Raw genomic sequence first — 25,099 nt, forward strand, 5'->3', positions numbered from 1 at the left:
GAATCAACCGGGACCGCCGGCTGTTTCCGAGCACAACAGTCCTCACATACAGAGCAGGGAGCCCAGCGTGTACGGCGACTCAGACATTGTCCGCAGGATCCTCACCGAGCCCGGCGACACCTGGGCGATCGTGGGCCTGTCGTCGAATCAGCGGCGCGCGGCCTACGGGGTCGCCGAGGTGCTCCAGCGCCACGGCAAGCGGATCGTGCCGGTCCACCCCAAGGCGGAGACCGTGCACGGCGAGCAGGGATACGCCTCCCTCGCGGAGATCCCCTTCGACGTGGACGTGGTCGACGTGTTCGTGAACAGCGACCTCGCGGGTGCGGTCGCCGACGAGGCCGTGGCCAAGGGCGCGAAGGCCGTCTGGTTCCAGTTGGACGTCATCGACGAGGCGGCCTACGACCGCACCCGCGCCGCCGGCCTCTACATGGTGATGGACAAGTGCCCGGCGATCGAGCTGCCCCGGCTGGGCTGACGCCCCGCAGACCCGCACGCACCCTTGTCCGCCCGGGCGACCACTTCCCCGCAATTCCTGAGTCTGCCGGACGCTCCCGGCTGGACCGGACGGCCGCCCGGTGGCTGCCGGTCCGCCTGGTGGGCATGGGCGTGATCTCCTGGCAGGGCGGCGTCGGCGGCGGCCGGGCAGGCTCGCCCTGTGGTGGGACACCGGAGAAGACGCCGATGAGCGCGCACCCCCGCACCGAGGCACCCGTAACCACTCACCGCCTCCCGCCTCCCCGGGACGCCGACATAATGACCGGGTGACTCCCGACTCCAACTCCGTTGCCCCACAACGCTTTCCGGTCGTCGTCGTCGGTGCCGGGCCCGCCGGACTGACGATCGGCAACATCCTGCGGGCCGCCGGCGTGGACTGCCTCGTCCTGGAGGTGGAGACCCGGGAGTTCATCGAGCAGCGGCCGCGTGCGGGCGTCATCGAGGAGTGGGCCGTACGCGGTCTGCAGCGGCACGGCCTCGCGGACACCCTGCTGGAGCGGGCCCAGTTGCACACCGAGTGCGAGTTCCGTTTCGCCGGCGAGCGCTTCCGCTTCGGCTACGGCGAGCTGACGGGACAGCACCACTTCGTGTATCCGCAGCCGCTGTTGGTGACGGACCTGGTGCGCGAGTACGCCGACGTACGGGGCGGCGAGATCCGCTTCGGCGTCCAGGACGTCCGCCTGCACGACCTGGAGACGGACCGGCCCTCCGTGTCGTACACCGATGCCGGGACGGGCGAACGACAGCTGGTGGAGTGCGAGTTCGTGGCGGGCTGCGACGGGGCGCGCGGGGTGACCCGCAGCGTCCTCCCGGAGAGCACCCGCATCGCCCGGCACGACTACGGCATCGGCTGGCTGGCGCTGCTCGCGGAGGCACCGCCGTCGTCCGACTGTGTCCTGTTCGGCATCCATCCCCACGGTTTCGCCGGGCACATGGCCCGCAGCCCCGAGGTCACCCGTTACTACCTGGAGTGCCCGCCGGGTGACGACCCCGAGAACTGGTCCCACGACCGTGTCTGGACCGAACTCCAGCAGCGTCTCGGCGTGGACGGCAGCCCCCCGCTCACCGAGGGCCGGCTGATCGAGAAGCGCGTCCTCGACATGCACAACTACGTCGTGGAGCCCATGACCGTCGGCCGCCTCTTCCTCGCCGGCGACGCCGCCCACCTCACCGCGCCGATCGCGGCGAAGGGCATGAACCTCGCCCTGCACGACGCCTTCCTGCTCGGCGACGCTCTTGTGGCCTACCTCGGCAAGGGTGAGGGCAGCGGCCTCGACGGCTACTCGGAGGCCTGTCTGCGGCGCGTGTGGGACTACCAGGAGTTCTCCCAGTGGCTCTCCGAGGTGTACCACGGCACCTCGTCGGGCGACGAGTACCGGGCGGGCACCACCTTCGCCCGCCTCCGTCGCCTGTTCACCTCGCCCGCCACAGCCGCAGCCTTCGCCGAGCAGTACCTGGGTACGGCGTCCGCGTACTGATCCTTGTACCGATCCTTCAGTCGTGCACCGGCCGGTCGCTGAGCCGGTGGTCGGCCACCTTGAGAGCCTCGTCGACGAGGCGGCGCAGGTGACCGTCGCGCAGCGCGTAGATCACCCGGCGGCCCTCCTTCCGCGTGCTCACCAACCCGGCCAGCCGGAGCCGGGCCAGGTGCTGGCTGACGGCGGGACGGGCCGCTCCGCAGGCCTCCGTGAGGGTCGTGACATCGGCCTCGCCGCCGGTCAGGACGTGCAGCAGGGTGAGGCGGGTGCGGTCGCCCAGAAGGGCGAGAATCTCGGCCGCGAGGGCGAACTGTTCCTCGCCGGGGGTGCGCGGGTGCGCATCGTGCGCAGGTGATAGGTGCATGCGTGCGCTCATACGCACATAATGGCTCCGTGAGTGCGGTACGTCCACTCCGCACATCGGAAGGAGCATCACGTGAGCGACCACGACCACGGGCATCACCGGACGCACGAGCACGGACACGACCATCCGCACGCGCACGAACACGCGCAGGAGCACCCGCGCCACGGCCTCCGCCACCGCCTCACCCACGCCCTCACCCCCCACTCCCACGAGAGTGCCGACAAGCTCGACTCCGCCCTGGAGTCCTCCGCCCGCGGCATGCGCGCCCTGTGGGTCTCGCTGGCGGTGCTCGGTGTGACGGCGCTGGCGCAGGCGGTCGTCGTGGCCGTCTCCGGGTCCGTCGCACTGCTCGGGGACACGGTGCACAACGCGGCGGACGCGCTGACCGCCGTACCGCTGGGCATCGCCTTCGTGCTGGGCCGACGCGCGGCCACCAGACGCTTCACGTACGGCTACGGGCGCGCCGAGGATCTCGCAGGCATGGTGATCGTGCTGACGATCGCCGCGAGCGCGGCCTTCGCGGGGTGGGCGGCGATCGACCGGCTGCTCGATCCGCGTCCCGTCTCGCACGTGCCGGTGGTGGCCGCGGCCGCACTGGTGGGCTTCGCGGGGAACGAATGTGTGGCCCGCTACCGCATCCGTGTGGGCCGGGACATCGGCTCGGCGGCGCTGGTCGCGGACGGACTGCACGCCCGTACCGACGGGTTCACCTCACTGGCCGTGCTCCTCGGCGCCGGCGGCTCGGCCCTCGGCTGGCAACTCGCCGACCCGGTCGTGGGGTTGGCGATCACCGCCGCGATCGCACTGGTACTCCGGGACGCGGCCCGCGAGGTGTTCCGGCGGGTGCTGGACGCCGTCGATCCCCACCTGGTGGACCGGGCCGAGGACGCACTGCGGGAGGTCGAAGGGGTGCGTGGGGTGGGCGAGTTGAGGCTGCGCTGGATCGGGCACCGGCTGCGCGCGGAGGTGGCGGTCGTGGTGGACGGCGAGATGACGGTCCGTCAGTCGCATGCCGTGGCCGTCGAGGCCGAGCACGCTCTGCTGCACGCCGTGCCGCGTCTCACCGCCGCGCTCGTACACGCCGACCCGACACCGGCACCGGGCGAAACCGACCCCCACCTGACGCTCGCCCACCACACAGGCGCCTGAGGAACCGCCGGCCGCATGTCGCTCCGTGCCGGTCTCCCCTTGCGGGCGTCCGCGACCGGGCCGGTCAGCTCGTCGAGGGCGTCGGGAGCGGGGCCTCGCGGTCGGGTGCCCGGTGGGCGCGTCCATGGCGGCAGGCCGACAGCCGCTCAGGACACGGCCGGTACCGAGACCGCCAGCATCCAGCGGGCGGGGGTGTCACCCCGGTTGGCGTACTCGTGCCCGATGCCCGCCTCGAAGGTGACGCTCGACCCGGCGGGGACCCGGTGCTCGATCCCGTCGACGGTCAGGGTCAGTTCGCCCTCCGTGACATGCAGGATCTCGACCGTGCCCACCGGGTGCGGATCCGACCGGCTGGCCTCGCCCGGCATCATCAGCGACTCCCACATCTCCAGGGGCCCCGGGGCCTCCGCGCCCGCCAGCAGCCGGCTCCAGCTGCCTGCCTCCGTGCTCCACAGCCGCACCACCTGCTCCGGCGGAACGATCCGGACCTTCGGGCCCTGCTCGTAGTCGAGGAGCGTGGTGATGCTGATCCCGAGCGCGTCGCCGATCTTCACGACCGTGCCGAGGCTCGGGTTGGTCCTGGCCTGTTCGATCTGGATCAGCATGCCGCGGCTGACCCCGGCACGGGCGGCGAGCGCGTCCAGGGTGAAGCCGCGCTCGGTCCGCCAGCGTTTGACGTTGCGCGCCAGGGACTGGGTCAGCAGGTCGAGATCCGCCACTTCACGTCCAATATTCTGTATGACTTGGTCCAACTGAATGAACTACGATGGGGTGCACCCGACCGTTCACCGAACTGTACTGCGAGGTCAGCCGTGACAGCACTCTTCGCCCTGGCCACGAGCCTCCTGTGGGGCCTGGCCGACTTCGGCGGCGGCGTGCTGACCCGACGGCTTCCGGCGCTCACGGTGGTGGTCGTCTCGCAGGCGATCGCCGCGGCGGTGCTCGGCATGACCGTGCTGGCGACAGGCGGCTGGAGCGAGGCCGGGCCCCGGTTGTGGTTCGCGTTCGCCGCCGGTCTGGCCGGGCCGGTCGCCCTGATCTGCTTCTACAAGGCACTCGCGCTGGGCCCGATGGGGGTCGTCTCCCCGCTCGGCACACTGAGCGTGGCGGTCCCGGTCGGCATCGGCCTCCTCCTCGGCGAGCGCCCCGGGGCCGTGCAGGCCGTGGGCATCGCGGTGGCCGTCACCGGAGTCGTCCTGGCCGGCGGCCCCCAGCTGCGGGGGGCTCCCGTACAACGCCGGGCGATCGTCCTCACGCTGGTCGCGGCCCTCGGCTTCGGCGCCGTCTTCGCCCTGATCGCGGAGGCGTCCACGACCGTCACCGGTCTCTTCCTGGCCCTGTTCGTGCAGCGGATCGTCAGCGTGGCGGTGGCCGGCGCCGCGCTGTTCGTTTCGGTGCAGCGCGGCGCCCCCGCCCTCCCCGGCACCGGGCTCCCCTGGTCGTCCCTCCCCGCGCTCGCCTTCGTCGGTCTCGCGGACGTCGCGGCGAACGGCACGTACGCGGTGGCCGCCCAGCACGGCCCGGTCACCGTGGCCGCCGTACTCGCCTCGCTCTACCCGGTGGTCACCGCCCTGGCCGCCCGCGGCTTCCTCAGCGAGCGGCTGCGCGCACTCCAGGCCGCGGGCGCCGGCCTGGCCCTGCTCGGCACGCTGCTCCTCGCGACGGGCTGACTCCGGGATCAGCAGTGCCCCTGCGCCCCTCGGCCCGGCCGGCTCCGCGAGACGCTCAGTCCATCTCGGCGAGTTTCGCCGCCGTCTCCTCGTCGAGCCCGGCCAGCGCGTTGAGCTGGTCCGCCGTGGCCCCTTCGGGTATCGGCACCGGCGCCGGCGTCCGCAGCGGCGGCTGCCAGCCGTCCTCCGCGGTCCATCGCCGTACGACCCTGGCGGGCGCCCCCGCCACCACGGCGTGGTCCGGCACCACACCTCGGACGACAGCCCCGGCGGCCACGACGACGTTCCGTCCGATCCGCGCACCGGGCAGGATCACCGCCCCGGTACCGATCCAGCAGCCCGGCCCGATCTCCACCGACTCCATCCGCGGCCACTGCTTGCCGATGGGCTCGTGGGGATCGTCGTAGGAGTGGTTGGTGGAGGTCACGTAGACGTACGGCCCGAAGTAGCAGTCGCTGCCGATGGTGACCGTGGTGTCGGCGATGACATGGCTGCCGCGCCCCAGCACGACCCCGTCGCCGATGCGCAGGATCGGCTCCGGACCGAGGTCCAGGTCGGGCATGAGGCCGGCGGTCAGGGTGACCTGCTCGCCGACGATGCAGTGGGACCCCACGTGGATCCACGGCTCACCGAAGACCGTGCCGAGCGGAAAGGCCAGCCGGCTGTGCGCACCCAGCGCGCCGAAGCGGAAACGCCCCGGGCGCTCCGCGGTCACGGAGCCCGTGCGCTGCACCCAGGCCCAGCCCGTGTGGACGGCACGCTGGACGAGACGGCCCCGCCAGGATGAGAACGTGTTCTTGCTCTTCGGCACGAGCACACCGTACTGAGCGCGCGCCGTCCGCATGAGACCGAGGGCTTGTGATCTTCGCCCCACCGGGTGGCGTACGGTTCCGGATATCCGCGAGCGGGAGGCGAAATGACGCACAGGGCCTTGATCACGGGCATCGGCGGAAGAGAACCGAGGATCGACGAGACGGCCTTCGTGGCGCCGACCGCGTCGGTGATCGGAGACGTGACCCTGGAGGCGGGGGCGAGCCTCTGGTACGGCGCGGTGGCCCGCGGCGACGTAGAACGCATCTCAGTCGGCGCCCGGAGCAACATTCAGGACAACTGCACCCTGCACGCCGACCCCGGCTTCCCGGTGACGATCGGCGAGCGGGTCTCGGTGGGCCACAACGCGGTCGTGCACGGCGCGACGGTCGAGGACGACTGCCTGATCGGCATGGGCGCGACGGTGCTGAACGGCGCGGTGATCGGAGCGGGGTCCCTGGTGGCCGCGCAGGCACTGGTGCCTCAGGGCATGCGGGTCCCGCCGGGTTCACTGGTGGCGGGTGTCCCCGCGAAGGTCAGGCGGGAACTGACGGACGAGGAGCGGCAGGGAGTGACCCTGAACGGAACGCTCTACGCGGACCTGGCCAAGGCCCACGACGAGGTGCATGGCACGGCGTGACGGTCAGTCGGCGGCCGGGACGGTCTCCGGTTCGGCCGCCCGCATCTCGGCCGTCGCCTTCGCCGCCCTGCGCTTGAGCACGAGCATCGAGGTGAGCCCGATCAGCACGGCGAGCACCAGCCCGAGCCACGAGAACCGCTTGAGCCACGACTCGGCGACGATGCCCACGTAGTAGATGACCGCGGTCGTCCCGCCCGCCCAGATGATCCCGCCCAGCACGTTGGCGATCAGGAACTTCCAGTACGGCATCCGCAGCACACCGGCGAGCGGCCCCGCGAAGATCCGCAGCAGTGCGACGAAGCGGCCGAAGAACACCGCCCACATGCCCCACTTCTCGAAGGACCGCTCCGCCGTGGCGACATGGCCCTCGCTGAAGTGTCTCGGGAACTTGTTGCCGAGCCAGGTCAGCAACGGCCGCCCGCCCTTGCGCCCGATGGCATAGCCGATGGAGTCACCGATGATCGCCCCGACGCTGGCGCACGCACCGAGCACCACCGGGTTGATGCCGGCGTGCTGCGAGGACAGCAGCGCCGCCGAGACCAGGATGATCTCGCCGGGCAGCGGAATACCCAGGCTCTCCAGGCCGATGACCAGGCCCACCAGGGCGTAGACGGCGATCGGGGGCACGGTGTCGAGCCATTCCTGGACGTGCAACGCCGGTTCCTCCTGAGTCGCGTTCACGGCGCGCGCCGTGAACGCGCGCACGCCGTGGCAGCCTACCGGGTCACGTGAACCAACGTCCGAGGCAACGGCTCCCGCACCTGCGGGCGGCTCTCCCGACCGTGCCACCCCACGACGGGACAACACGGCCTTTGACATACCTGCACCGGTCCGAAGGGGGCTCCGTGAGACCGGGTCGGACCCGGTCTCACGGCGGCGGTCTACGGCAGCACGGTCCGAAGGGACGCAGTGACGGGTGCCGCGACCGAGGTCACGGCGTCCACGACCGCGTGCACCGCCACCCCGGCCTCCTCGACCGGGGCGGCCGGGGCGGAGTCGTCGTGGTCGACCTGGGCAACCCTCGTCCGGTACTGCCCGGACGGGGTTCCCTGCTGGTCCGAGGGCCCGCCGGAGCCCTGGCCGGCACCGGGAGGCGAGGCCGGGGCGAGGTGGGGCGCGAAGGGAGCGCCGTCCGTTCCGCCGGAGCCACTGCGCGACTCCGGGTTCTCCGTGCCCTCCGGGTTCTCCGTGTTCTCCGTCTTCGGCGACTGAGTGCCCTGACGTGTGGGCGCGCTCTCGTCGGTGGACTCCAGGTACCACCGCTGCGCCTTCGAACCGTCCCGCCCGGTGACGGCGACGCTCTCGCCCTTGCCGGGCGCGACCAGCAGCCCCTTGCCGCGGCGCAGCAGCAGTTCGCCGCGCACGGTGAGGTCGTAGTGGGCCCCGTCCGCGTGCGCCAGGCAGTCGGCGACCACCACCGTCCGCCTCCCGACGTCCGAGTCGAGGCAGAGCCCGGGATCCGCGGTGCTGCGCAGCAGTCCGTCGTCCTCGTAGGACCACTGCTGGGACCCGGCGGCGGAACACTCCGCCAGGACTGCCTGGACGCCGTCCCCGAGCCGGCCGTCGTGGGTGTCGAGACACAGGCCGACATCGGCGTTGCGGAGTCTGCCGTGGCCGACCTGGACGGGGTTGCCCAGAGAGGCGGCGGATGGGGATCCGGCCTCGTGGGACACCTCCGACGGGCTCGGCCGGACGGTGTTGTTGCTGACCGCGCCCCAGGTGGTGCCGGTCGTGGGCACATCGCCGTCGCCCGTCCAGCCCTTGCCGACGAGCACCGTGCCGAGCAGGGCGAGGGAGGTCAGTCCGGCGCCCACCAGTACCGCCCGGGCATGCCCGCGGGGCTGGGCGAGGACGCCGGCCGTGGTGGGCCGATGCCGTCCGCCGGGCCGGGGGCGGACCGCGCCGTGGAGGTCCGCCTCCGGCTGGTTCCCGGCACGCGCGGGTCGCGAGTCCAGATAGCGGTGGGCCCCCCAGCCGAGCACCGTCTCGGCGAGCAGCACCTCAAGGCCGCCCTCGAAATGACTGAGCTGTTCGGCCGCGTGACGGCAGTACCGACATTCCGCCAGATGTTTCCGCACATCGGGCAGGAGATCTCCACCCCGGCGAATCGGGACATCCAGGAGACGGTTGTAGAAACGGCATTCACTGGTCGGCGCGAGTTCCCGGTGGGCACGCACGCATCCGGTACGGAATTGCTCGCGGGCCTGGTCCAGAGCGGCCGTGGCACGGGCCGCGTCGACACCCAACAGGCCGGCCGGTACAGAAATGTTTTCCGCCTCGACCTCGACATGCCACAGCAGGCATTGAGAGGCCCCCGGAAGAGCCCGGAATGCGCGCTCGGCGAGCAGTCGCCTTTCGGGGGTGACGGACCTCGCCGCGCGAAGACCACGACCGCCGATCGTCTTGCGGAGTTCCGGAAGTTCGGCGGACACCTCGTCATCGGCGGCCCACTCCTTGACGAACTCCCTTACCGCCGTAAGCAGTTGTGGGCGCAAAGCTCCGTCACCCGCCCGACCGAGCACCCGGTGGAAAGCCGCGGCAGCCGCCATTGACGCCGAACCCGACCAAGAGGCGAGGCAGATGACCGCGTATTCGTAGGTCGGCCGCCAGTGCCGTGCCATCAACAGGGCGACGGCATGGCCGTCCACACTGCTCTCCCCGAGCCTGGCCAGGAGATTGCGGTCGGACTCCCCCGGGCTCGCTCCGGGACGTGGGGGGTACGGGGGTCGTGGAGGGTAAGCGGATTGCACTGGACCAATTCCTTCCAGGCCGCAGGACGGCATGGGGAATGCGCGTCCTCGGAATGCAGGTGCCTGATTGGTGCATACCTATGCCGCGTCAGTTCCGACTCGACTATCGGGGGCGCGCTCACCTTCGCACAATTGCTGCACAGCAAACAAGAAGTTCGAGTGACTCATGTTCAAAAAGAGGCCACTTCAGAAAAGTTACCGGCGGTAGCCGGACCCGCATTCGAAATAAGCGGGGCGTCGTCGTCAGGTTGTGTGCATCCGCCGGATGGTTGGCACACGAAATCTTCATCTTCCGGCCCGTCCACAGGAAGCTCCCAGCCGTCTCCCGGTGCGTTCTCATCCCGGTGACGCAGCATGATCCACATGATCGTCCCCCACACGGCAGACGCCCCCGCCCCCGCCCGCACGGTCCGCAAGGCGGTCGTCCCGGCCGCCGGCCTCGGCACCCGGTTCCTGCCGGCGACCAAGGCGACACCGAAGGAGATGCTGCCGGTCGTCGACAAGCCGGCCATCCAGTACGTCGTCGAAGAGGCCGCCGCGGCCGGACTCGACGACGTACTGATGGTCACCGGCCGCCACAAGCGGGCCATCGAGGACCACTTCGACAACGCCTTCGAACTGGAGCAGGCCCTCGCGGCCAAGGGCGACGCGGTGCGCCTCGACGCCGTACGCGACCCGGCCCGCCTGGCCAACATCCACCACATCCGCCAGGGCGAGCCCCTCGGCCTCGGCCACGCGGTGCTCTGCGCCCGTCGCCACGTCGGCGACCAGCCCTTCGCCGTCCTCCTCGGCGACGACCTGATCGACCCGCGCGAGAGCCTGCTCAGCACGATGCTCGACGTCCGCGACCGGTACGCCGGCAGCGTGGTCGCCCTCATGGAGGTACCGCGCGAGCAGATCCACCTCTACGGCTGCGCGGCGGTGGAGCCGACCGAGGACAAGGGCGTGGTGCGCGTGACCGGCCTCGTGGAGAAGCCCTCCCCCGAGACGGCTCCCAGCGCCTACGCGGTGATCGGACGCTACGTCCTGGACCCCGCGGTCTTCGACGTCCTGGACCGGACACCGCCGGGCCGCGGCGGCGAGATCCAGCTCACCGACGCCCTCCAGGACCTCGCGGCCGGCGGCACGGTCCACGGAGTCGTCTTCGACGGCCTGCGCTACGACACCGGCGACAAGGCGGACTACCTGCGCACGGTGGTCCGCCTGGCCTGCGAACGCGACGACCTCGGCCCCGAGTTCATCGGCTGGCTGAAGGAGTTCGTGGCGGGGCTGAAGGGCGGCGAGAGTGCCGGGTGGCAACGGCCGGCGGCCTGAGCCCCGGACACCGGCCGACTGCCGACCGCCGACCGCCGACCGCCGACACGGATGTCACGCGCGACGGGACGCGCGCGCCCGGCATCCGCCCCGAAGGACAGCTGGGGCGCTCGGCGGGGGCGTCCACCCCTCGGTCGGCTCAGCAACTCAGCCACGGATCCGCCGAGCCCCGTCCGCGTCGGCTCAGCCGTTAGGCCGCAGGGTCCACACCACGGTCATCTCGCCTGTGACCGCCCCGTCCTCGCGGCGGATCTCGATCGTGACCGGGAACTCGGGGCGCTCCCCGGCGTCCAGCTGGGCCACGACCTCGGTGGCCGGGCGGCCCAGGGTCGCGATGGCGGTGACCGGACCCGTCGCGAGCTTGCGGTAGGCGATCTCCGCCTTGACGGCGAGCGGGACCGCGCGGGAGAGCTGGTCACCGAACGCGGCCAGGACGATCGCACCACTGGCCGACTCGCCGAGCGTGAACATCGCCCCGGCGTGCGGTCCGCCCACGTGGTTGTGGAACTCGCCCTGGTCGGGCAGGGCGACCACGGCCCTCTCCGGACTCGTCTCCACGAACTCGAGGTTCAGGGTCCGGGCCATCGGCACGGTGGCGGCGAGCATCTCGCCGATGGACATCTGGTCTGCGCTCATGGACCCGATGTTACCCACGAGTAGTAGGCGCTGACCAGGCCCGGCGCAGGTGATCGCCGTCTCGTCACCGCCGTTCGCCCCGGCACACCGGGCGGCCGTCGACCGCCTCCTCGTCGACCCGGTACTCGGGGACCGCCGGTCCTCACCGACACGCGAGATGGCCTGCAATTGGTTTGGCAGGGCAGGCGTCCGGCGGCGATAGTCGGCCGGTGACCCCCTCCGTCGATTCCTCCCGCCGTACCCGCGGACCCGCCTGGGCGAACCGCAACTACAGCCTGCTGACCGCGGCCGCTTTCGTGACGAACCTCGGGAGCAACGGTGCCCTGATCGCCGCCGCCTTCGCGGTGCTGGAGTCGGGCGGCGACAGCGGCGACGTGGGCCTGGTGGCCGCCGCGCGCACGCTCCCGCTGGTGGTGTTCCTGCTGATCGGCGGCGCGGTGGCGGACCGGCTGCCCCGGCACCGCGTGATGGTCGCGGCCAACGCCCTCAACTGCCTTTCCCAGGGCGCGTTCGCCCTCCTGGTCCTGACCGGCGAACCCCGGCTGTGGCAGATGATGGTGCTGACCGCGCTCGGCGGCACCGGCCACGCGTTCTTCAGCCCGGCGGCCGAGGGCATGCTGCTGTCCTCGGTGAGCGGCGAACAGGCCGGCCGGGCCTTCGCGGTGTTCCGGATGGCGATGCAGGGCGCGGCGCTGGGCGGTGCCGCGCTCGGCGGTGCGATGGTCGCCGCGGTCGGCCCCGGCTGGGTGCTCGCGGCGGACGCGGTGGCGTTCGCCGTCGCCGGTTCGCTGCGCTGCTTCCTCGACGTCGGCCACATCCCGGCGCGCGAAGCGGGTGCCGGCATCCTCGCCGACCTCCGCGAGGGCTGGCGGGAGGTCGCGGGGCGGCCCTGGCTGTGGGGGATCGTGGTCCAGTTCTCCGTGGCCAACGCGGTCCTGGGCGCCGCCGACGCGGTCTACGGCCCGCTCGTCGCCCGCGACGACCTGGGCGGGGCGGGCCCCTGGGGCGTGGCCCTCGCCTTCTTCGGCGCGGGCACGGTCGTCGGCGCCCTCCTCATGACCCGCTGGAAACCGCGCCGGCTGCTGTTCGTGGGCATCGTGTGCGTGTTCCCGATGGCCCTGCCGTCCGCCGCACTCGCCGTACCGGTGTCGGTGCCCCTGCTGTGTACGGCGATGTTCCTGGCCGGCGCGACCGTCGAGGTGTTCGGGGTCTCCTGGATGACCGCCCTGCACCAGGAGATACCGGAGGACAAGCTCTCCCGTGTCTCGGCCTACGACTGGTTCGGCTCGGTCGCCCTCATGCCGCTCGCGGCGGCGCTGGCGGGCCCCGCGGAGTCGACGTTCGGACGCGCGGCGGCCCTGTGGGGCTGCTCGGGCCTGATCGTCGTGGTCACGGCGACCGTCCTGTGCGTACCGGACGTCCGCAACCTGCGCCGCAGGACCAAGCAGGTCACCCAGGGCGCGGCGAACGGTTCAGCCGATACCGAACGCCCCGTCGGGGGGTTCGGGTGACGCCACCGCGTCCGCGTCCCGCACCGGGCGGGCCCCGCCGATGAACTGCCGCAGTCCGGCCCCGTGTTCCACCCGCGCGGGAAAGGCGTCGGCCGCGGTACGCCGTGCCAGGGCCGCCGTGTCGAGGGGCAGGTGCGCGGCGACGAGGACCGCGTTCCCGAACCGCCGTCCCCGCAGCACACCGGGTTCGGCGATCAGCACGAGCTCCTCGAACACCTCCGCGAAATTGGCGAGCTGGGAACGGAGAAACGCGAAGGGCGCGGCGTCGGCGAGGTTCGCGAGATAGACGCCGCCGCTCCGGAGCACCCGCGCTGCCTCCCGCGCGTATTCCTCGGACGTCAGATGTGCCGGAACCCGTGACCCCCCGAAGACGTCGGCGACCAGCACGTCGGCGGAGCCCGCCGGGGCGTTTTCCAGCCACACCCGCGCGTCGGCCGCGTGCAGCGCGATCCCCGCCCCGTCCGGAAGCGGCAGATGCTCGACGACCATGTCCAGCAGAGCCCGGTCGGCCTCGACGACGTCCTGCCGGGAACCGGGCCGAGTGGCGGTGAGATACCGGGGCAGTGTCAACGCGCCCCCACCGAGGTGCACCACGTCCAGCGCCCGCCCCGCCTCCCCGACGGTGTCCAGGACATGCCCGAGCCGCAGCGCGTACTCGAACTCCAGATGCGTGGGTTCGTCCAGATCGACGTACGACTGCGGAGCCCCGTCCACGGTCAGCAACCAGGCCCGCTCCCGATCGACGTCGGGCATCAACTTGGCGAACCCGTGGTCGACGGCGCGGGCGACGGGGATGGACTCGGTCATCCCGCAATTGTGCCTGCGCCGCACTGCCCGTCGGGGCGCGGGGAACCGCGCGGCCGGCCACAACCGGCCCGCAGTCCCCCGCCGAACATCAGCCACCCCTACGAAACGGCTGTCACAGTCCCCGCACCCACGGTCCGCCCGCCCTCACGGATGGCGAACCCGAGCCCCGCCTCGAGCGGAACGTCCCGGCCCAACTCCACGGTCATGACGACCCTCTCGCCAGGCCGTGCGACGGCGACCTCACCGAGGTCCACGTCCCCCACGACATCCGCCGTACGGATGTAGAACTGCGGCCGGTACCCGGTCGAGACGGGCGTCGTACGCCCGCCCTCCCGCGCCGACAGCACATACACCTGCGCGGTGAAGCGACGGCTCGGCACCACACTGCCGGGCGCGGCGACCACATGCCCCCGCCGCACCGCGTCCCGTACGACACCCCGCAGCAGCAACGCCACGTTGTCCCCGGCCTGCGCCTCCGTCATGGGCTTGCCGAAGGTCTCCAGGCCGGTGACGACGCTCTCCAGCCCGGCCCCGAGCACCTCGACCCGGTCCCCCACCCGCACGGTGCCCCGCTCGATCGCACCGGTCACCACGGTCCCCCGGCCGGTGATGGTCAGCACGTTCTCGACGGGCAGCAGGAAGGGCGCGTCCACGTACCGCTCCGGCATCGGGACGTAGGTGTCCACCGCGTCGAGCAGCGCCTCGATCGACGCCGTCCACCGCGGGTCCCCCTCCAGCGCCTTCAGCCCCGAGACCCGTACGACGGGCACCGCGTCGCCGCCGTAGCCGTGCGCGGTGAGCAGCTCGCGGACCTCCAGCTCGACGAGCTCGACCAGGTCCTCGTCGGCCGCGTCCGCCTTGTTGAGAGCGACCACGATGTGGTCCACGCCCACCTGCCGGGCGAGGAGCACGTGCTCCGCGGTCTGCGGCATGATCCCGTCGAGTGCGGACACGACGAGGATCGCCCCGTCGAGCTGCGCGGCCCCGGTGACCATGTTCTTGACGTAGTCGGCGTGGCCGGGCATGTCCACGTGCGCGTAGTGCCGGGTGTCGGTCTCGTACTCGACGTGCGCGATGTTGATGGTGATCCCGCGCGCGGCCTCCTCCGGGGCGCGGTCGATGCGGTCGAACGGCACGAACGTGCCGCTGCCGCGCTCGGCGAGGACCTTGGTGATGGCGGCGGTCAGGGTGGTCTTGCCGTGGTCGACGTGTCCCATCGTGCCGATGTTCAGATGCGGCTTGGTGCGGACGTATGCGGTCTTGGACATGGCTGTACCTCGAAGCCTCTTCGTGTTTATGGAAGAACGGGGACCCCGAGGAACCTGCCGACCCTCCCCCTGCGGGGTCCGCCGGTCGATCCGGGGAGAGTCAGCTTCGGGCGCCGTCTGCGGCGGCCAGGAGAACGGGAACGGCAGCCTTCGGCGCATCCGCGACTGCGGATGCTGCGAGAGCGAAGGCGTACCGGAACATGACGCAGATCATGTCCGACGCGTCGTCCCACGTCGAACGGTTTTTGTCGCCGCATGTCCGCACAATCGTCCGCACCCATACGGCGATCACACATCCGAGTCGGTTACGGTCACTGGATGCTCGATGCCACCACCCGCTCTGGGGGCACCGCCACGGTCTCTCCCCGGACCACTGCCACTGAGCTCACCCTCACGGTTGCCGCCGTCCCCGCTCCGGTGGGCCTCACCGCACGCTGCACCAGAGTGCTGCTGTCACCGTGGTCCCGGCTGTCCCTGCTCGTCGCACTGCTCGCGGGCGCCGCCTCCACGGTCCTGCTCTTCGAGCCCCAGCGACTGCTCTCGGACGGCTGGCCGCCCCAGCTCGGCGGGGTCGCGGCGGCCGTCGTGTTCGGCGTCGCGTACGGCCTGTGCACGGTGGCGTTCGTGCCGCGGCCGCTGCTCAATCTCGCGGCGGGCGCGCTCTTCGGCTCCCAGCTGGGGCTCGCCTCGGCGCTCGCCGGCACGGTACTCGGGGCCGGTATCGCCTTCGGTCTGGGCCGGATGCTCGGGCAGGACGCGCTGCGGCCGCTGCTGCGGGGACGGTGGCTGAAGGCCGCGGACGGGCAGCTGAGCCGGCACGGGTTCCGGTCGATGCTCGCGGCTCGGCTGTTTCCCGGGATTCCGTTCTGGGCGGCCAACTACTGCGCGGCCGTGTCCCGTATGAGGGTCGTGCCGTTCCTCGTCGCGACGGCGCTCGGGTCGATTCCGAACACCGCCGCGTATGTGGTCGCCGGGGCGCGGGCTTCCGCGCCGACGTCGCCCGCTTTCCTGATCGCCATGGCTGCGATCGCCCTGCCGGGACTGGCGGGGATCGTGGTGGCCTGGCGCAAGCGGCACGCGCTGCGCGGCTGAGCCGCACATCGGCACCGTCCGGCGCCCCGTGGGGAGTTGCGGCCGGACCCCTTCCAGTACCGGCCGCTCGGACCGTCCTCGAACTGCGACGACCGGCGGGGCCGACAGCGGCACAACGGCACGGGAACGCTAGGCTGCCCTCGCACCCCGATCACCGCGCCCGGTGATGTGGCACGCCCGACGCCCCTCACACCACCAGCATTTGGACGCCGTAACTTCATGTCTTGGTTCGAATCACTCATCCTCGGGCTCGTTCAGGGGCTGACCGAGTTCCTTCCCGTCTCCTCCAGCGCGCATCTGCGCCTGACCGCGGCCTTCTCGGGCTGGAAGGACCCAGGGGCGGCGTTCACCGCCATCACCCAGATCGGCACCGAGGCCGCCGTGCTGATCTACTTCCGCAAGGACATCGGGCGGATCATCTCGACCTGGAGCCGTTCCCTCGTCAAGAAGGAACTGCGCCGCGACCACGACGCCCAGATGGGCTGGCTGGTGATCGTCGGCTCCATCCCGATCGGCGTACTGGGCCTGTTGTTCAAGGACCAGATCGAGGGGCCGTTCCGCGATCTGCGCATCACCGCCACCATGCTGATCGTCGTCGGCATCGTCATCGGCGTCGCCGACCGGCTGGCGGCACGCGACGAGACCGGCGGCAAGCACCGCGCACCCAAGCAGCGCAAGGAACTCGACGACCTCGGCATCAAGGACGGCCTGATCTTCGGCATCTGCCAGTCCATGGCCCTCGTCCCCGGCGTCTCCCGCTCCGGCGCCACCATCAGCGGCGGCCTCTTCATGGGCTACAGGCGTGAGTCCGCGGCCCGTTACTCCTTCCTGCTCGCCATCCCGGCCGTACTCGCTTCCGGTCTCTTCGAGTTGAAGGACGCCATGGAGAGCGACCACGTCTCCTGGGGCCCCACGATCTTCGCCACGGTGATCGCCTTCGTGACCGGATACGCCGTGATCGCGTGGTTCATGAAGTTCATCTCGACCAAGAGCTTCATGCCCTTCGTCTGGTACCGCATCGCCCTCGGCATCGTCATCATCGTCCTGGTCGGCATGGGCGCCCTGAGCCCCCACGCGGCGGAGTCTGCGGGCTGACGCCCGCGTGGCCCTCACCCAGCAACTCGCGCGGGTCGCACCGGAATACCTGATCCGCTGCCGCGCCTCGGCCCTGGACTCGCCGGACGCGTCCCCGAACTGGTCTCCCCCGGCCGGGAATTGTCTGGACACGGGCTGGGCGACATGGGGTCTCCTGCGGCACTGCCGCCGGTCGGGAGCCGACCCGGGCACGGTGACCCTGCTCGACCGCGCGATCTCGGGGGACCCGGGCGGCGACGTCGGGTTCCTCGACCACGACGAGGTGTACGACGGTTTCGCGGACCCGCCACGGCTGCTCGCGCCCGTCGCCGTCGCCGACATCGCGCACGGCCTCGACGCCATCGACCTGAACACCCTGCTGGCGGACCTACCGCACTCCCCCGCCGCGGCGGCGGCCGTCTGCGGTTTCGGCCCGGGCTTCGACGGTGACGTACGCATTCACCTGGTCGAACGCTTCTACGCCCTGCGGGAGTTCTACCGTGGGGCCGCACGGCGAGGTCAGTGCGTCGTCGCCTGGATCGACTGATCGCGGCACACCGTCACAGGGCGCCCGCCCCGAAATCCGTGACCAATCACATACGTTGTGCGTAGCCGTCCGGTAGCGCACTGTCAGTTCTTGCGCCTAGGCTTGTCCGCATGTCCCCCGATTCCGTGACCTCTGGTTCCGTGCGGTCCGCTGCCCAGGTGAACGAGCAGATCCGGGCGCTCTGGATGCGCGCCGGCGGCACCCTCTCGTCCCAGGAACGCGTGGAGTACGAGCTGTTGGTCGTCGAGTGGGCGGCCGCGATCCGCGGTGCCGTCGTCGAAGCCGCCTGAGACGGCCCGGCATCAGGCACAGCGACCGGCGCAGTTGCCGGCATCGGCATCGGCGCCCGGTGATGATCCACCCGGCCGGTCCTCTTCGCTCACGTAGGCCGAAACGCCTTCTACAGCCCCGCAGTTCTCACCGATAGCCTGCTCGGACCCGCAGTCGAGTCTCCCCGATCTCGAAGTGAGGTCCTGCCATGAGAGCGATCGTCGTGGGTGCGGGCATCGGGGGACTCACCGCGACGCTCAGTCTGCGCCGGGCCGGCCATGAGGTGACGCTCCTCGAGCAGTCGCGGCAGCTCACCGAGATCGGCGCCGGGATCCAGCTCGCCCCCAACGCCACCCGCGTACTGGGCCGGCTGGGACTGCTCGACGCCGTCGCGGAACACGCCACCCGCCCGGCGCACGTCAGCTTCCGCACATGGTCCGACGGATCCGAGATCTGCCGCTACGTGATCGGCCGCGAGGCCGAGGAGCAGTTCGGGGCACCGTACCTCCAGGTCCACCGGGCCGATCTCCAGCAGGCACTGGTCGCCGCGGTACCGCCCCGGTCGCTGCGTCTGAACACCACCGTGGTGGGCATCGACCAGGACGACACGTCGGCCCATGTGACCACGGCGAGCGGCGAACAGCTGGATGCCGACCTGGTCGTGGCCGCGGACGGTATACGGTCCGCCGCACGCCAGTGGCTCTTCGGCGCGGACGAGGCCGTGTTCTCGCACACCGCCGCCTACCGCGCCCTGCTCCCCGCCGCCGAGGTGGCCGACCTGGACCTTCCGGGGTACGCCGGCTGGCTCGGCCCCGGCCGGCACATCGTCCACTACTGGCTGCGCCGCGGTGAACTCCTCAACGTCGTCGCCGTGTTCGTGACGGACCGGGCGGCACAGGAGTCATGGACCGCGCGGGCGGCGCCGGGCGAGCAACTGCGCGCGTTCGCAGGCTGGGACCCCCGACTGCTGACGGTTCTCGAACGCGCGGGCCAGGTCTTCCGCTACGGCATCCACACCCGTGCCCCGCTCACCCGCTGGAACGTCGGCCGGATCACCCTGCTCGGCGACAGCGCCCACGCGATGGTGCCGTTCCAGGCCCAGGGCGCGGCCCAGGCCGTCATGGACGCGGCCGTGCTCGGCGACTGCCTCACGGAAACGGAACCGGGGGAGGTGCCCGACGCCCTCGACCGGTACGTCCGCAGGCGGGCCCCCGCCGCCACGACCGTGCAGGCCGGCTCCGCGCGGGCGGGCCAGGACTACCACCTGCCGGACGGCCCCGAGGCCGAGGCACGCAACGCCCGTCTGGTAGCCCTCGCGGCCGAGAACAGGTTCGGCCCGCACTCGGCCGCGTGGCCGGTGGACGTCCTGACAGACGGGTGACGTACCGCGCACCGCCGGACCGGACCCCCAACGGCCCTCGGCCCCGCCCGGCCCCCGCCGGCCGGAAACCTCCCCGCCCGCCGAATGTCACCGCACGCCCCTTGGCGCGGCCCGTCCCATGCCCAACACTGAGCCGATGACGCAGCGTGTGGAGCTCGCGACCGTGATGGACCGGCTGGCCGTGGACGCACTCGTCACCGACTACGCCGTCGCCGTGGACGACGGCGACTGGGAGGCGTACCGGAAGCTGTTCACCTCCGACGGACGGGCCGACTACCGCTCGGCGGGCGGCGTCGACGGCGACGCGCACACCGTCGCCGGCTGGCTCGCGGAGAGCCTGCAGCTGTTCTCGATGCGGCAGCACCTGATCGTCAACCGGCGCATCCGGCTCGGGACCCTGGAGCAGGACACCGGCGACACGGCCCGTGTCCAGGCCGACTACATCAACCCGATGCGCATCGGCGACGGCGGCGACGGCACCGCCCCCGACTTCGTCTGCGGCGGCCGCTACGCCTTCACTCTGCTGCGCACGGACGCCGGCTGGCGGCTGCGCGAGGTCGTCGTACAGGAGAAGTGGCGGCGTCTGCCCGACCCCGTCCCGGCACCTGTGATCAACTGAGCCGACATCCTCAAGGTGGTCAACCACACGCACGCTGGTGACACTCACGGGGTAGGAGGCGTCGTATGAACACGTTCGGCCACTGGCTCGCCTCCCCGTGGCGGCGCTCGACCGTCGCCGCACTGGCAGGCGCCCTCCCTCTGCTCGCGTTCCCCGCGCCCTCCCTGTGGTGGTTCGCCCCTGTCGCCCTCGTCCCGTGGATCGCGCTGATCCGCTCGGCGCCCACGGCGAAACGGGCGGCCTACGACGGCTGGGCCGGCGGGTTCGGATTCATGGTGGGGATGCACCACTGGCTGCTGCCGAGCCTGAGCGTGTTCATCTTCGTCATCGGCGCCCTGCTCGGCGCGCTGTGGGCCCCCTGGGGCGCGCTGGTACGGCACTTCCTGGCCGGAACGCCCTCGCGCGGCCGGATCACGGCGGCGCTGGCCGTGCTGCCGTCGGGGTGGCTCGGCATCGAACTCGTCCGCTCCTGGCAAGGGCTCGGCGGCCCCTGGGGCGTGCTCGGCTCCAGCCAGTGGGAGGTCGAACCGGCACTGCGGCTGGCCTCGGTCGGCGGGGTGTGGCTGATCAGCTTCGTCCTGGTGGCCGTCAATGTCGCGCTCGCCGTGTTGGTGACGGTCCGTGAATCCCGGGTCCCCGCGCTGGCGGGCCTGGTCGCCACAGCCGCCGTCACCTCGGCGGCCTGGATGTGGTCGCCGCGCCCCGACACCAGGGGCACGACACGGATCGCAGTCGTCCAGCCCGGCGTCATCGACGGCCCCGACAAGCGCTTCGCGCGCGAGGAACAGCTGACCCGTGACCTCGCCGGGCAGGACGTCGACCTGATCGTCTGGGGCGAGAGCAGTGTCGGCTTCGACCTCCACGACCGGCCCGACCTGGCGAAGCGGATCGCCGCGCTCTCCGAGGAGACCGGCGCCGACATCCTCGTCAACGTGGACGCCCGCCGCTCCGACAAGCCCGGAATCTACAAGAGTTCGGTGCTCGTCGGGCCCGGCGGGCTCACCGGCGACCGCTACGACAAGATGCGTCTGGTCCCCTTCGGCGAGTACATCCCGGCCCGCTCGCTGCTCGGCTGGGTCACCTCGGTCGGCAAGGCGGCCGGCGAGAACCGCAGGCACGGTTCCGAGCAGGTCGTGATGGACGTCGGCCACGGGCTGAAGGTCGGCCCGATGGTGTGCTTCGAGTCGGCGTTCCCCGACATGAGCCGCCATCTCACCGAGGACGGCGCCCAGTTGCTGATCGCCCAGTCGGCGACCTCGTCGTTCCAGCAGAGCTGGGCCCCCGAGCAGCATGCCTCGCTCGCCGCACTGCGCGCCGCCGAGACGGGCCGCCCGATGGTGCACGCGACCCTGACCGGCGTCTCCGCCGTCTACGACGCGAGCGGGCAGCGCGTCGGCCGCTGGGTCGGCACCGACTCCAGCACCGCGCGCGTGTACGACGTACCGCTGGCGACCGGGACGACCTTGTACGTCCGCTTCGGTGACTGGCCGCTGCATGCGGCCCTGCTGATCCTGGTGGCGTGGTGTGCCGTGGACGGCCGGCGCGTGCTGCGGCTCAGGCGGGCCGCTCCTGAACCGCTCGCACCACCCGTTCGCACAGCTCATGGGTCGCCAGCGCGTCCCGGGCGCTGAGCACCTTTCCCGCGCGCACGGCGTCGAGGAAGGTGAGCACCGCCTGCTCGATGCCGCGCTGCCGGGCCACCGGCACCCAGTCGCCACGCCGCCGCACGGTCGGCTGGCCCTTGTGGTCGATCACCTCGGCGAGGTTGAGCACCTGCCGCTTGGTGTCCTGCCCGGACACCTCGAGGACCTCCTCGGCCGAGCCGCTGAGCCGGTTCATCACGCCCAGCGCGGTGAAGCCGTCCCCGGCGAGCTGGAGCACGACATGGTGCAGCAGCCCCTCCTCGACGCGGGCCCGCACGGTCACGTCGTCGACCGGACCGGGCACCAGGAACCGCAGGGTGTCGACGACGTGGATGAAGTCGTCGAGGATCATCACGCGCGGCTCCTCAGGGAGCCCGATCCGGTTCTTCTGCATGAGGATCAGCTCGCGCGGGTGCTCGGCGCACTGCGCGTACCCGGGTGCGAAACGACGGTTGAACCCGACGGCGAGCGAGACGTTCCGCTCCTCGGCGAGCGCCACCAGCCGTGCGGAGTCGGCGAGTTCGTAGGCGAGCGGCTTGTCGACGTAAGTCGGTACGCCCGCGTCCAGCAGCCGCTCGACGATGTCGGGGTGCACGTTCGTCGGCGCGTGCACGAAGGCGGCGTCGAGATCCTGGGCGAGCAGCGAGTCGAGATCCTGGTGCCGTTGTCCCGCGGGAAGGTGCAGGCCGTCGGCGACCCGGGTCAGCGTCGCCGGTGTCCGCGTCTGCACGTGCAGTTCGGTGCCGGGGCGACCACCGAGTACCGGCAGATAGGCCTTCTGCGCGATGTCACCGAGTCCGATGCAGCCGACCTTCACGTGGACTCCTCCAGGTTGTCTGCCGGGGCCTTGCCGGAAGCATACGGCCGCTGCGGTGGCCGCGAGCAGGGTCGCCGGGGCGCACGACCGTGGGCCGCGCCGGAAACCGATGGTGGCCGGGCGCGAACCGGGAAAGGATGCGCTCATGACCACGCAACGCACCGAACCCGCGACCACCGCCGACGAACGCAGCATGCTGGAGGGCTGGCTGGACTATCACCGGGAGACCCTCGCCCTGAAGTGCGAGGGCCTGACCGACGCCCAACTCAGGACCACCGCGGTGGAGCCGTCCACGCTCTCCCTGATGGGTCTGGTGCGGCACATGGCGGAGGTGGAGCGCAGCTGGTTCCGCCGGGTCCTGACGGACGAGGACGCGGGACCGATCTACTACAGCGAGGCCGACCCGGACGGCGAGTTCCGTCTCACGGAGGCCGACACCTGGCAGGAGGCGTACGGCACCTGGCAGGCCGAGATCGAGCAGAGCCGGCACAACGCCGCCCTCTTCGCCGTGGACGACCTCACCGTGGGCAAGCACCGCAGGACCGGTGAGCGGTTCAACCTGCGCTGGCTCTACACCCACATGATCGAGGAGTACGCCCGCCACAACGGCCACGCCGACCTGATCCGCGAGCGCATCGACGGCGCCACGGGCGACTAGACGTCTTTCGGAAGTCTCGCCTGCCCGGCGACGCCTGGCACGCACTCCCCCAGAGGGCGCCCGGCGGTGTGTCAGGCTCGCCCCGGACTCCGCCGGGCCCGCCCCGGCCGTCAGCACCGGAAGGCACGAGCACGTCGTACGGGGACGGAGATCACCCGTGCGGGGCAACCTCCGCTTGTCCGCTGTCGCCGAGGTCGCCCCAAGCAGCAGAGTGGCGCGGGTGCATCGAACCACGACTACCGCAACGCTCCTGGTCACCGTGGCTGTCTCGGCCCTGACCGGCTGTGTGACGATCCAGCGGCCACCGGTGTCAGGACCGCCACCGACCACGGCACCTTCCCACCTGCCGGGGGCCGGGGACACCCGTCCGGACGGTCGCGCGGAGCCGCAGATCGTGCAGGCCCCCGCCCAGGAGGCCCTGTCCATGATCGACCCGTCCCGCTCCGCGAACCCTGGCGGTACCGCGCCACGCGGTACGGACCGAGGGGCCGCGGCCGCCCCCGCACGGCCACAGCACGGGCAGCCGGCGCACGCGCGTCCCGAACACCCGGGCCACCCGGCACGTCCCGAGCCGCGGCACCCCCGGCAACCGCGCATCGAGATCCCGGACGTGGCCACCACGGTTCCCAAGTCGGTCCCCAGGAACGCGCAGGACGTCTGCGCGCTGGGCAAGAAATACGGCCGTTGGCGGGAGGGCAGTCCGGAGGCGGCCATCTGCAGCCAGACGTACGGCCGTTGAGGCACCGGTGGATCAGGGCCGCTGTCGCGGCGGCCCCCACCCCGCGTCACCTTCGGATCCCTGTACGCCCAGCCGCAGTTCCAGTCTGCTGATCGCCGCCCGCACACCGTCGCTGTAGCTGTCCTCCCCGAGGACGTGCGCCGCTCTGCGGGCCCGGCGCACATGGGTGCGGGCGGCGTCCGTGCGGCCGAGCCGCACATAGTCGGCGGCCAGATTCAGATGCAGCGAGGGGTACAGGGCGCGCACGGCGAGCGCGCCCTCGTGCCGGGTGAGCCGGTCGTCGGAGAGTTCTTCGGCGGCGGTCAACGCCCGCAGGTCCCAGGCGAGTTCGTCACAGGGGTCGTCCTGGGCGTCGGCCATGTAGTGCGCCAGGGTGCAGCGGTGCAGCGGATCGCCGTCCAGTCCGATCTCGGCCCACAGGTCGAGGTAGCGGTGCCGGGCCTCCTCGCGGTCCCCCGCGTGACACAGCATGACGACCTGCCCGATCCGCGTCATCACGGCATCCGGCGCCGCCTGCTCCTGTCGCTCCGTCACCGCTTCCTCCAGGCCCTGTGTCGGCTGTCGTCGCTTGTCCCTCCCGACGCTAGCCGCCGCCACCGGCAAACCCGGTCAGGCGGGACCGGGCCGGGTCCGTGCGGCACCGGCCCGGTGGAGGGTCAGCCGAGGTTCGGGATCGCCCAGTCGATCGCCTCGTGACCCTGCCGGGCGACCGCCTCGTCGATCTGTGTGAACGGGCGGGAGCCGAAGAACTTCTTCGCCGACAGCGGGGAGGGGTGAGCGCCCTTGACCACGATGTGCCGGCTCTCGTCGATCAGGGGGAGCTTCTTCTGCGCGTAGTTGCCCCACAGCACGAAGACCGCCGGGTCGGGGCGCTCGGCCACCGCGCGGATCACCGCGTCGGTGACTTTCTCCCAGCCCTTGCCCTTGTGCGAATTGGCCTCGCCGGAGCGGACCGTGAGCACCGCGTTGAGCAGCAGGACGCCTTGCTGGGCCCAGGGCATGAGGTAGCCGTTGTCCGGGATCTCCAGGCCCAGCTCCTCCTTCATCTCCTTGTAGATGTTCCGGAGGGAGGGCGGGGTCCGCACGCCCGGGCGGACCGAGAAGCACAGCCCGTGGCCCTGGCCCTCGCCGTGGTACGGGTCCTGACCGAGGATCAGGACCTTCACCCGGTCGTAGGGCGTCGCGTCGAGGGCGGCGAAGACCTCCTCGCGCGGCGGATAGACGGGACCCTTCGCCCGCTCGTCCTCGACGAACTCCGTCAGCTCCTTGAAGTACGGCTGCTGGAGCTCGTCACCCAGAACCCCGCGCCAGGACTCGGGCAGCATGGCGATGTCGGTCACGTCAACGTCCTCACGATGTGCGGTCAC

At 71.5% G+C, this 25,099-nt stretch carries 28 protein-coding genes; 17 read left to right on the top strand and 11 right to left on the bottom strand.

What is annotated here, in order from left to right; genetic code table 11:
* The first annotated feature begins 67 nt into the window (after positions 1 to 67).
* Both OHT57_RS08375 and OHT57_RS08380 read left to right on the top strand, forming a co-directional pair.
* Positions 68 to 475, top strand: coding sequence for a CoA-binding protein (locus OHT57_RS08375; protein ID WP_328745434.1), 408 nt, complete (start codon positions 68 to 70; stop codon positions 473 to 475).
* A 286-nt stretch (positions 476 to 761) separates the two neighbouring features.
* Positions 762 to 1,973: a 4-hydroxybenzoate 3-monooxygenase gene (locus OHT57_RS08380; protein WP_328745435.1), complete on the top strand. Its 1,212-nt coding sequence runs from the start codon at positions 762 to 764 to the stop codon at positions 1,971 to 1,973.
* A 16-nt stretch (positions 1,974 to 1,989) separates the two neighbouring features.
* Here the strand turns inward: OHT57_RS08380 and OHT57_RS08385 are convergent, their stop codons facing one another.
* Positions 1,990 to 2,349 (bottom strand): ArsR/SmtB family transcription factor, encoded by a 360-nt coding sequence (locus OHT57_RS08385; RefSeq protein WP_328745436.1) that lies wholly within the window; start codon positions 2,347 to 2,349, stop codon positions 1,990 to 1,992.
* 60 nt (positions 2,350 to 2,409) lie between these two features.
* On the opposite strand from OHT57_RS08385, the gene OHT57_RS08390 reads away from it, so the two are divergent.
* Positions 2,410 to 3,486: a cation diffusion facilitator family transporter gene (locus OHT57_RS08390; RefSeq protein ID WP_328745437.1), complete on the top strand. Its 1,077-nt coding sequence runs from the start codon at positions 2,410 to 2,412 to the stop codon at positions 3,484 to 3,486.
* A gap of 146 nt (positions 3,487 to 3,632) precedes the next feature.
* Here the strand turns inward: OHT57_RS08390 and OHT57_RS08395 are convergent, their stop codons facing one another.
* Entirely contained in the window at positions 3,633 to 4,205 is a 573-nt protein-coding gene (locus OHT57_RS08395; protein WP_328745438.1) for a helix-turn-helix domain-containing protein, read from the bottom strand.
* Positions 4,206 to 4,298: 93 nt separating this feature from the next.
* Here OHT57_RS08395 and OHT57_RS08400 point away from each other — a divergent pair, with 93 nt between their 5' ends.
* Positions 4,299 to 5,156: an EamA family transporter gene (locus OHT57_RS08400; protein WP_328745439.1), complete on the top strand. Its 858-nt coding sequence runs from the start codon at positions 4,299 to 4,301 to the stop codon at positions 5,154 to 5,156.
* A gap of 55 nt (positions 5,157 to 5,211) precedes the next feature.
* On the opposite strand, the gene OHT57_RS08405 is transcribed toward OHT57_RS08400, so the two are convergent.
* A complete protein-coding gene (locus OHT57_RS08405) occupies positions 5,212 to 5,967 on the bottom strand; it encodes an acyltransferase (RefSeq protein ID WP_328745440.1) in 756 nt (251 codons plus the stop codon).
* A 105-nt stretch (positions 5,968 to 6,072) separates the two neighbouring features.
* On the opposite strand from OHT57_RS08405, the gene OHT57_RS08410 reads away from it, so the two are divergent.
* Entirely contained in the window at positions 6,073 to 6,606 is a 534-nt protein-coding gene (locus tag OHT57_RS08410; RefSeq protein ID WP_328745441.1) for a gamma carbonic anhydrase family protein, read from the top strand.
* A gap of 3 nt (positions 6,607 to 6,609) precedes the next feature.
* On the opposite strand, the gene OHT57_RS08415 is transcribed toward OHT57_RS08410, so the two are convergent.
* Positions 6,610 to 7,260 (bottom strand): DedA family protein, encoded by a 651-nt coding sequence (locus OHT57_RS08415; protein WP_328753149.1) that lies wholly within the window; start codon positions 7,258 to 7,260, stop codon positions 6,610 to 6,612.
* Between the two features lie 227 nt (positions 7,261 to 7,487).
* Positions 7,488 to 8,606, bottom strand: coding sequence for an RICIN domain-containing protein (locus OHT57_RS08420; protein ID WP_328745442.1), 1,119 nt, complete (start codon positions 8,604 to 8,606; stop codon positions 7,488 to 7,490).
* A gap of 18 nt (positions 8,607 to 8,624) precedes the next feature.
* Here OHT57_RS08420 and OHT57_RS08425 point away from each other — a divergent pair, with 18 nt between their 5' ends.
* Complete coding sequence (locus OHT57_RS08425) at positions 8,625 to 9,158, top strand: hypothetical protein (protein ID WP_328745443.1); 534 nt, start codon at positions 8,625 to 8,627, stop codon at positions 9,156 to 9,158.
* A 561-nt stretch (positions 9,159 to 9,719) separates the two neighbouring features.
* Positions 9,720 to 10,670, top strand: a complete 951-nt coding sequence (gene galU / locus OHT57_RS08430) for a UTP--glucose-1-phosphate uridylyltransferase GalU (protein ID WP_328745444.1) — start codon at positions 9,720 to 9,722, stop codon at positions 10,668 to 10,670.
* 183 nt (positions 10,671 to 10,853) lie between these two features.
* Here the strand turns inward: galU and OHT57_RS08435 are convergent, their stop codons facing one another.
* Complete coding sequence (locus tag OHT57_RS08435; protein WP_328753150.1) at positions 10,854 to 11,291, bottom strand: DUF4442 domain-containing protein; 438 nt, start codon at positions 11,289 to 11,291, stop codon at positions 10,854 to 10,856.
* A 224-nt stretch (positions 11,292 to 11,515) separates the two neighbouring features.
* On the opposite strand from OHT57_RS08435, the gene OHT57_RS08440 reads away from it, so the two are divergent.
* Positions 11,516 to 12,817 carry an MFS transporter gene (locus OHT57_RS08440; RefSeq protein ID WP_328745445.1) on the top strand — a complete coding sequence of 434 codons (1,302 nt, stop codon included), beginning with the start codon at positions 11,516 to 11,518 and terminating at the stop codon, positions 12,815 to 12,817.
* Here the strand turns inward: OHT57_RS08440 and OHT57_RS08445 are convergent.
* The gene (locus OHT57_RS08445) at positions 12,779 to 13,624 is read right to left on the bottom strand and encodes a spermidine synthase (protein ID WP_328745447.1); all 846 of its coding nucleotides are present in this window, start codon (positions 13,622 to 13,624) and stop codon (positions 12,779 to 12,781) included. The genes OHT57_RS08440 and OHT57_RS08445 overlap by 39 nt on opposite strands.
* A 98-nt stretch (positions 13,625 to 13,722) precedes the next feature.
* Positions 13,723 to 14,892 (bottom strand): elongation factor Tu, encoded by a 1,170-nt coding sequence (gene tuf / locus OHT57_RS08450; protein WP_328745448.1) that lies wholly within the window; start codon positions 14,890 to 14,892, stop codon positions 13,723 to 13,725.
* A gap of 318 nt (positions 14,893 to 15,210) precedes the next feature.
* On the opposite strand from tuf, the gene OHT57_RS08455 reads away from it, so the two are divergent.
* From OHT57_RS08455 to lnt, 7 genes are all read left to right on the top strand, one after another.
* Positions 15,211 to 15,984, top strand: a complete 774-nt coding sequence (locus tag OHT57_RS08455; protein WP_328745449.1) for a TVP38/TMEM64 family protein — start codon at positions 15,211 to 15,213, stop codon at positions 15,982 to 15,984.
* A gap of 219 nt (positions 15,985 to 16,203) precedes the next feature.
* Positions 16,204 to 17,079, top strand: a complete 876-nt coding sequence (locus tag OHT57_RS08460; protein WP_328745450.1) for an undecaprenyl-diphosphate phosphatase — start codon at positions 16,204 to 16,206, stop codon at positions 17,077 to 17,079.
* Between the two features lie 7 nt (positions 17,080 to 17,086).
* Complete coding sequence (locus tag OHT57_RS08465) at positions 17,087 to 17,605, top strand: DUF1877 family protein (RefSeq protein WP_328745451.1); 519 nt, start codon at positions 17,087 to 17,089, stop codon at positions 17,603 to 17,605.
* 110 nt (positions 17,606 to 17,715) lie between these two features.
* Positions 17,716 to 17,895 (top strand): hypothetical protein, encoded by a 180-nt coding sequence (locus tag OHT57_RS08470; protein WP_328745452.1) that lies wholly within the window; start codon positions 17,716 to 17,718, stop codon positions 17,893 to 17,895.
* A 188-nt stretch (positions 17,896 to 18,083) separates the two neighbouring features.
* Complete coding sequence (locus tag OHT57_RS08475) at positions 18,084 to 19,256, top strand: FAD-dependent monooxygenase (RefSeq protein ID WP_328745453.1); 1,173 nt, start codon at positions 18,084 to 18,086, stop codon at positions 19,254 to 19,256.
* A gap of 136 nt (positions 19,257 to 19,392) precedes the next feature.
* On the top strand, positions 19,393 to 19,875 hold the full coding sequence (locus OHT57_RS08480) for a nuclear transport factor 2 family protein (RefSeq protein WP_328745454.1): 483 nt from the start codon (positions 19,393 to 19,395) through the stop codon (positions 19,873 to 19,875).
* A 65-nt stretch (positions 19,876 to 19,940) separates the two neighbouring features.
* Complete coding sequence (gene lnt / locus OHT57_RS08485) at positions 19,941 to 21,506, top strand: apolipoprotein N-acyltransferase (protein WP_328745455.1); 1,566 nt, start codon at positions 19,941 to 19,943, stop codon at positions 21,504 to 21,506.
* On the opposite strand, the gene OHT57_RS08490 is transcribed toward lnt, so the two are convergent.
* Positions 21,430 to 22,335, bottom strand: coding sequence for a Gfo/Idh/MocA family protein (locus OHT57_RS08490; RefSeq protein WP_328745456.1), 906 nt, complete (start codon positions 22,333 to 22,335; stop codon positions 21,430 to 21,432). The genes lnt and OHT57_RS08490 overlap by 77 nt on opposite strands.
* Positions 22,336 to 22,480: 145 nt before the next feature.
* On the opposite strand from OHT57_RS08490, the gene OHT57_RS08495 reads away from it, so the two are divergent.
* A complete protein-coding gene (locus OHT57_RS08495; protein ID WP_328745457.1) occupies positions 22,481 to 22,993 on the top strand; it encodes a DinB family protein in 513 nt (170 codons plus the stop codon).
* A gap of 220 nt (positions 22,994 to 23,213) precedes the next feature.
* Positions 23,214 to 23,732 (top strand): hypothetical protein, encoded by a 519-nt coding sequence (locus tag OHT57_RS08500; RefSeq protein ID WP_328745458.1) that lies wholly within the window; start codon positions 23,214 to 23,216, stop codon positions 23,730 to 23,732.
* A gap of 12 nt (positions 23,733 to 23,744) precedes the next feature.
* On the opposite strand, the gene OHT57_RS08505 is transcribed toward OHT57_RS08500, so the two are convergent.
* Together OHT57_RS08505 and OHT57_RS08510 are read right to left on the bottom strand one after the other, a co-directional pair.
* A complete protein-coding gene (locus OHT57_RS08505) occupies positions 23,745 to 24,266 on the bottom strand; it encodes a hypothetical protein (RefSeq protein ID WP_328745459.1) in 522 nt (173 codons plus the stop codon).
* A 122-nt stretch (positions 24,267 to 24,388) separates the two neighbouring features.
* Positions 24,389 to 25,072, bottom strand: coding sequence for a uracil-DNA glycosylase (locus OHT57_RS08510; RefSeq protein ID WP_328745460.1), 684 nt, complete (start codon positions 25,070 to 25,072; stop codon positions 24,389 to 24,391).
* Positions 25,073 to 25,099 lie beyond the last annotated feature (27 nt).

Source organism: Streptomyces sp. NBC_00285 (genome assembly GCF_036174265.1).
In the GTDB taxonomy this organism is placed as follows: Bacteria; Actinomycetota; Actinomycetes; order Streptomycetales; family Streptomycetaceae; genus Streptomyces.

Coding starts and splice junctions, on each gene's coding strand:
- OHT57_RS08385 (WP_328745436.1), bottom strand. CDS start 2,349: ATGAGCGCACGCATGCACCTATCACCTGCGCACGATGCGCACCCGCGC.
- OHT57_RS08410 (WP_328745441.1), top strand. CDS start 6,073: ATGACGCACAGGGCCTTGATCACGGGCATCGGCGGAAGAGAACCGAGG.
- OHT57_RS08425 (WP_328745443.1), top strand. CDS start 8,625: ATGACTGAGCTGTTCGGCCGCGTGACGGCAGTACCGACATTCCGCCAG.
- galU (WP_328745444.1), top strand. CDS start 9,720: ATGATCGTCCCCCACACGGCAGACGCCCCCGCCCCCGCCCGCACGGTC.
- OHT57_RS08435 (WP_328753150.1), bottom strand. CDS start 11,291: ATGTCCATCGGCGAGATGCTCGCCGCCACCGTGCCGATGGCCCGGACC.
- OHT57_RS08445 (WP_328745447.1), bottom strand. CDS start 13,624: ATGACCGAGTCCATCCCCGTCGCCCGCGCCGTCGACCACGGGTTCGCC.
- tuf (WP_328745448.1), bottom strand. CDS start 14,892: ATGTCCAAGACCGCATACGTCCGCACCAAGCCGCATCTGAACATCGGC.
- OHT57_RS08455 (WP_328745449.1), top strand. CDS start 15,211: ATGCTCGATGCCACCACCCGCTCTGGGGGCACCGCCACGGTCTCTCCC.
- OHT57_RS08460 (WP_328745450.1), top strand. CDS start 16,204: ATGTCTTGGTTCGAATCACTCATCCTCGGGCTCGTTCAGGGGCTGACC.
- OHT57_RS08470 (WP_328745452.1), top strand. CDS start 17,716: ATGTCCCCCGATTCCGTGACCTCTGGTTCCGTGCGGTCCGCTGCCCAG.
- OHT57_RS08475 (WP_328745453.1), top strand. CDS start 18,084: ATGAGAGCGATCGTCGTGGGTGCGGGCATCGGGGGACTCACCGCGACG.
- OHT57_RS08480 (WP_328745454.1), top strand. CDS start 19,393: ATGACGCAGCGTGTGGAGCTCGCGACCGTGATGGACCGGCTGGCCGTG.
- lnt (WP_328745455.1), top strand. CDS start 19,941: ATGAACACGTTCGGCCACTGGCTCGCCTCCCCGTGGCGGCGCTCGACC.
- OHT57_RS08495 (WP_328745457.1), top strand. CDS start 22,481: ATGACCACGCAACGCACCGAACCCGCGACCACCGCCGACGAACGCAGC.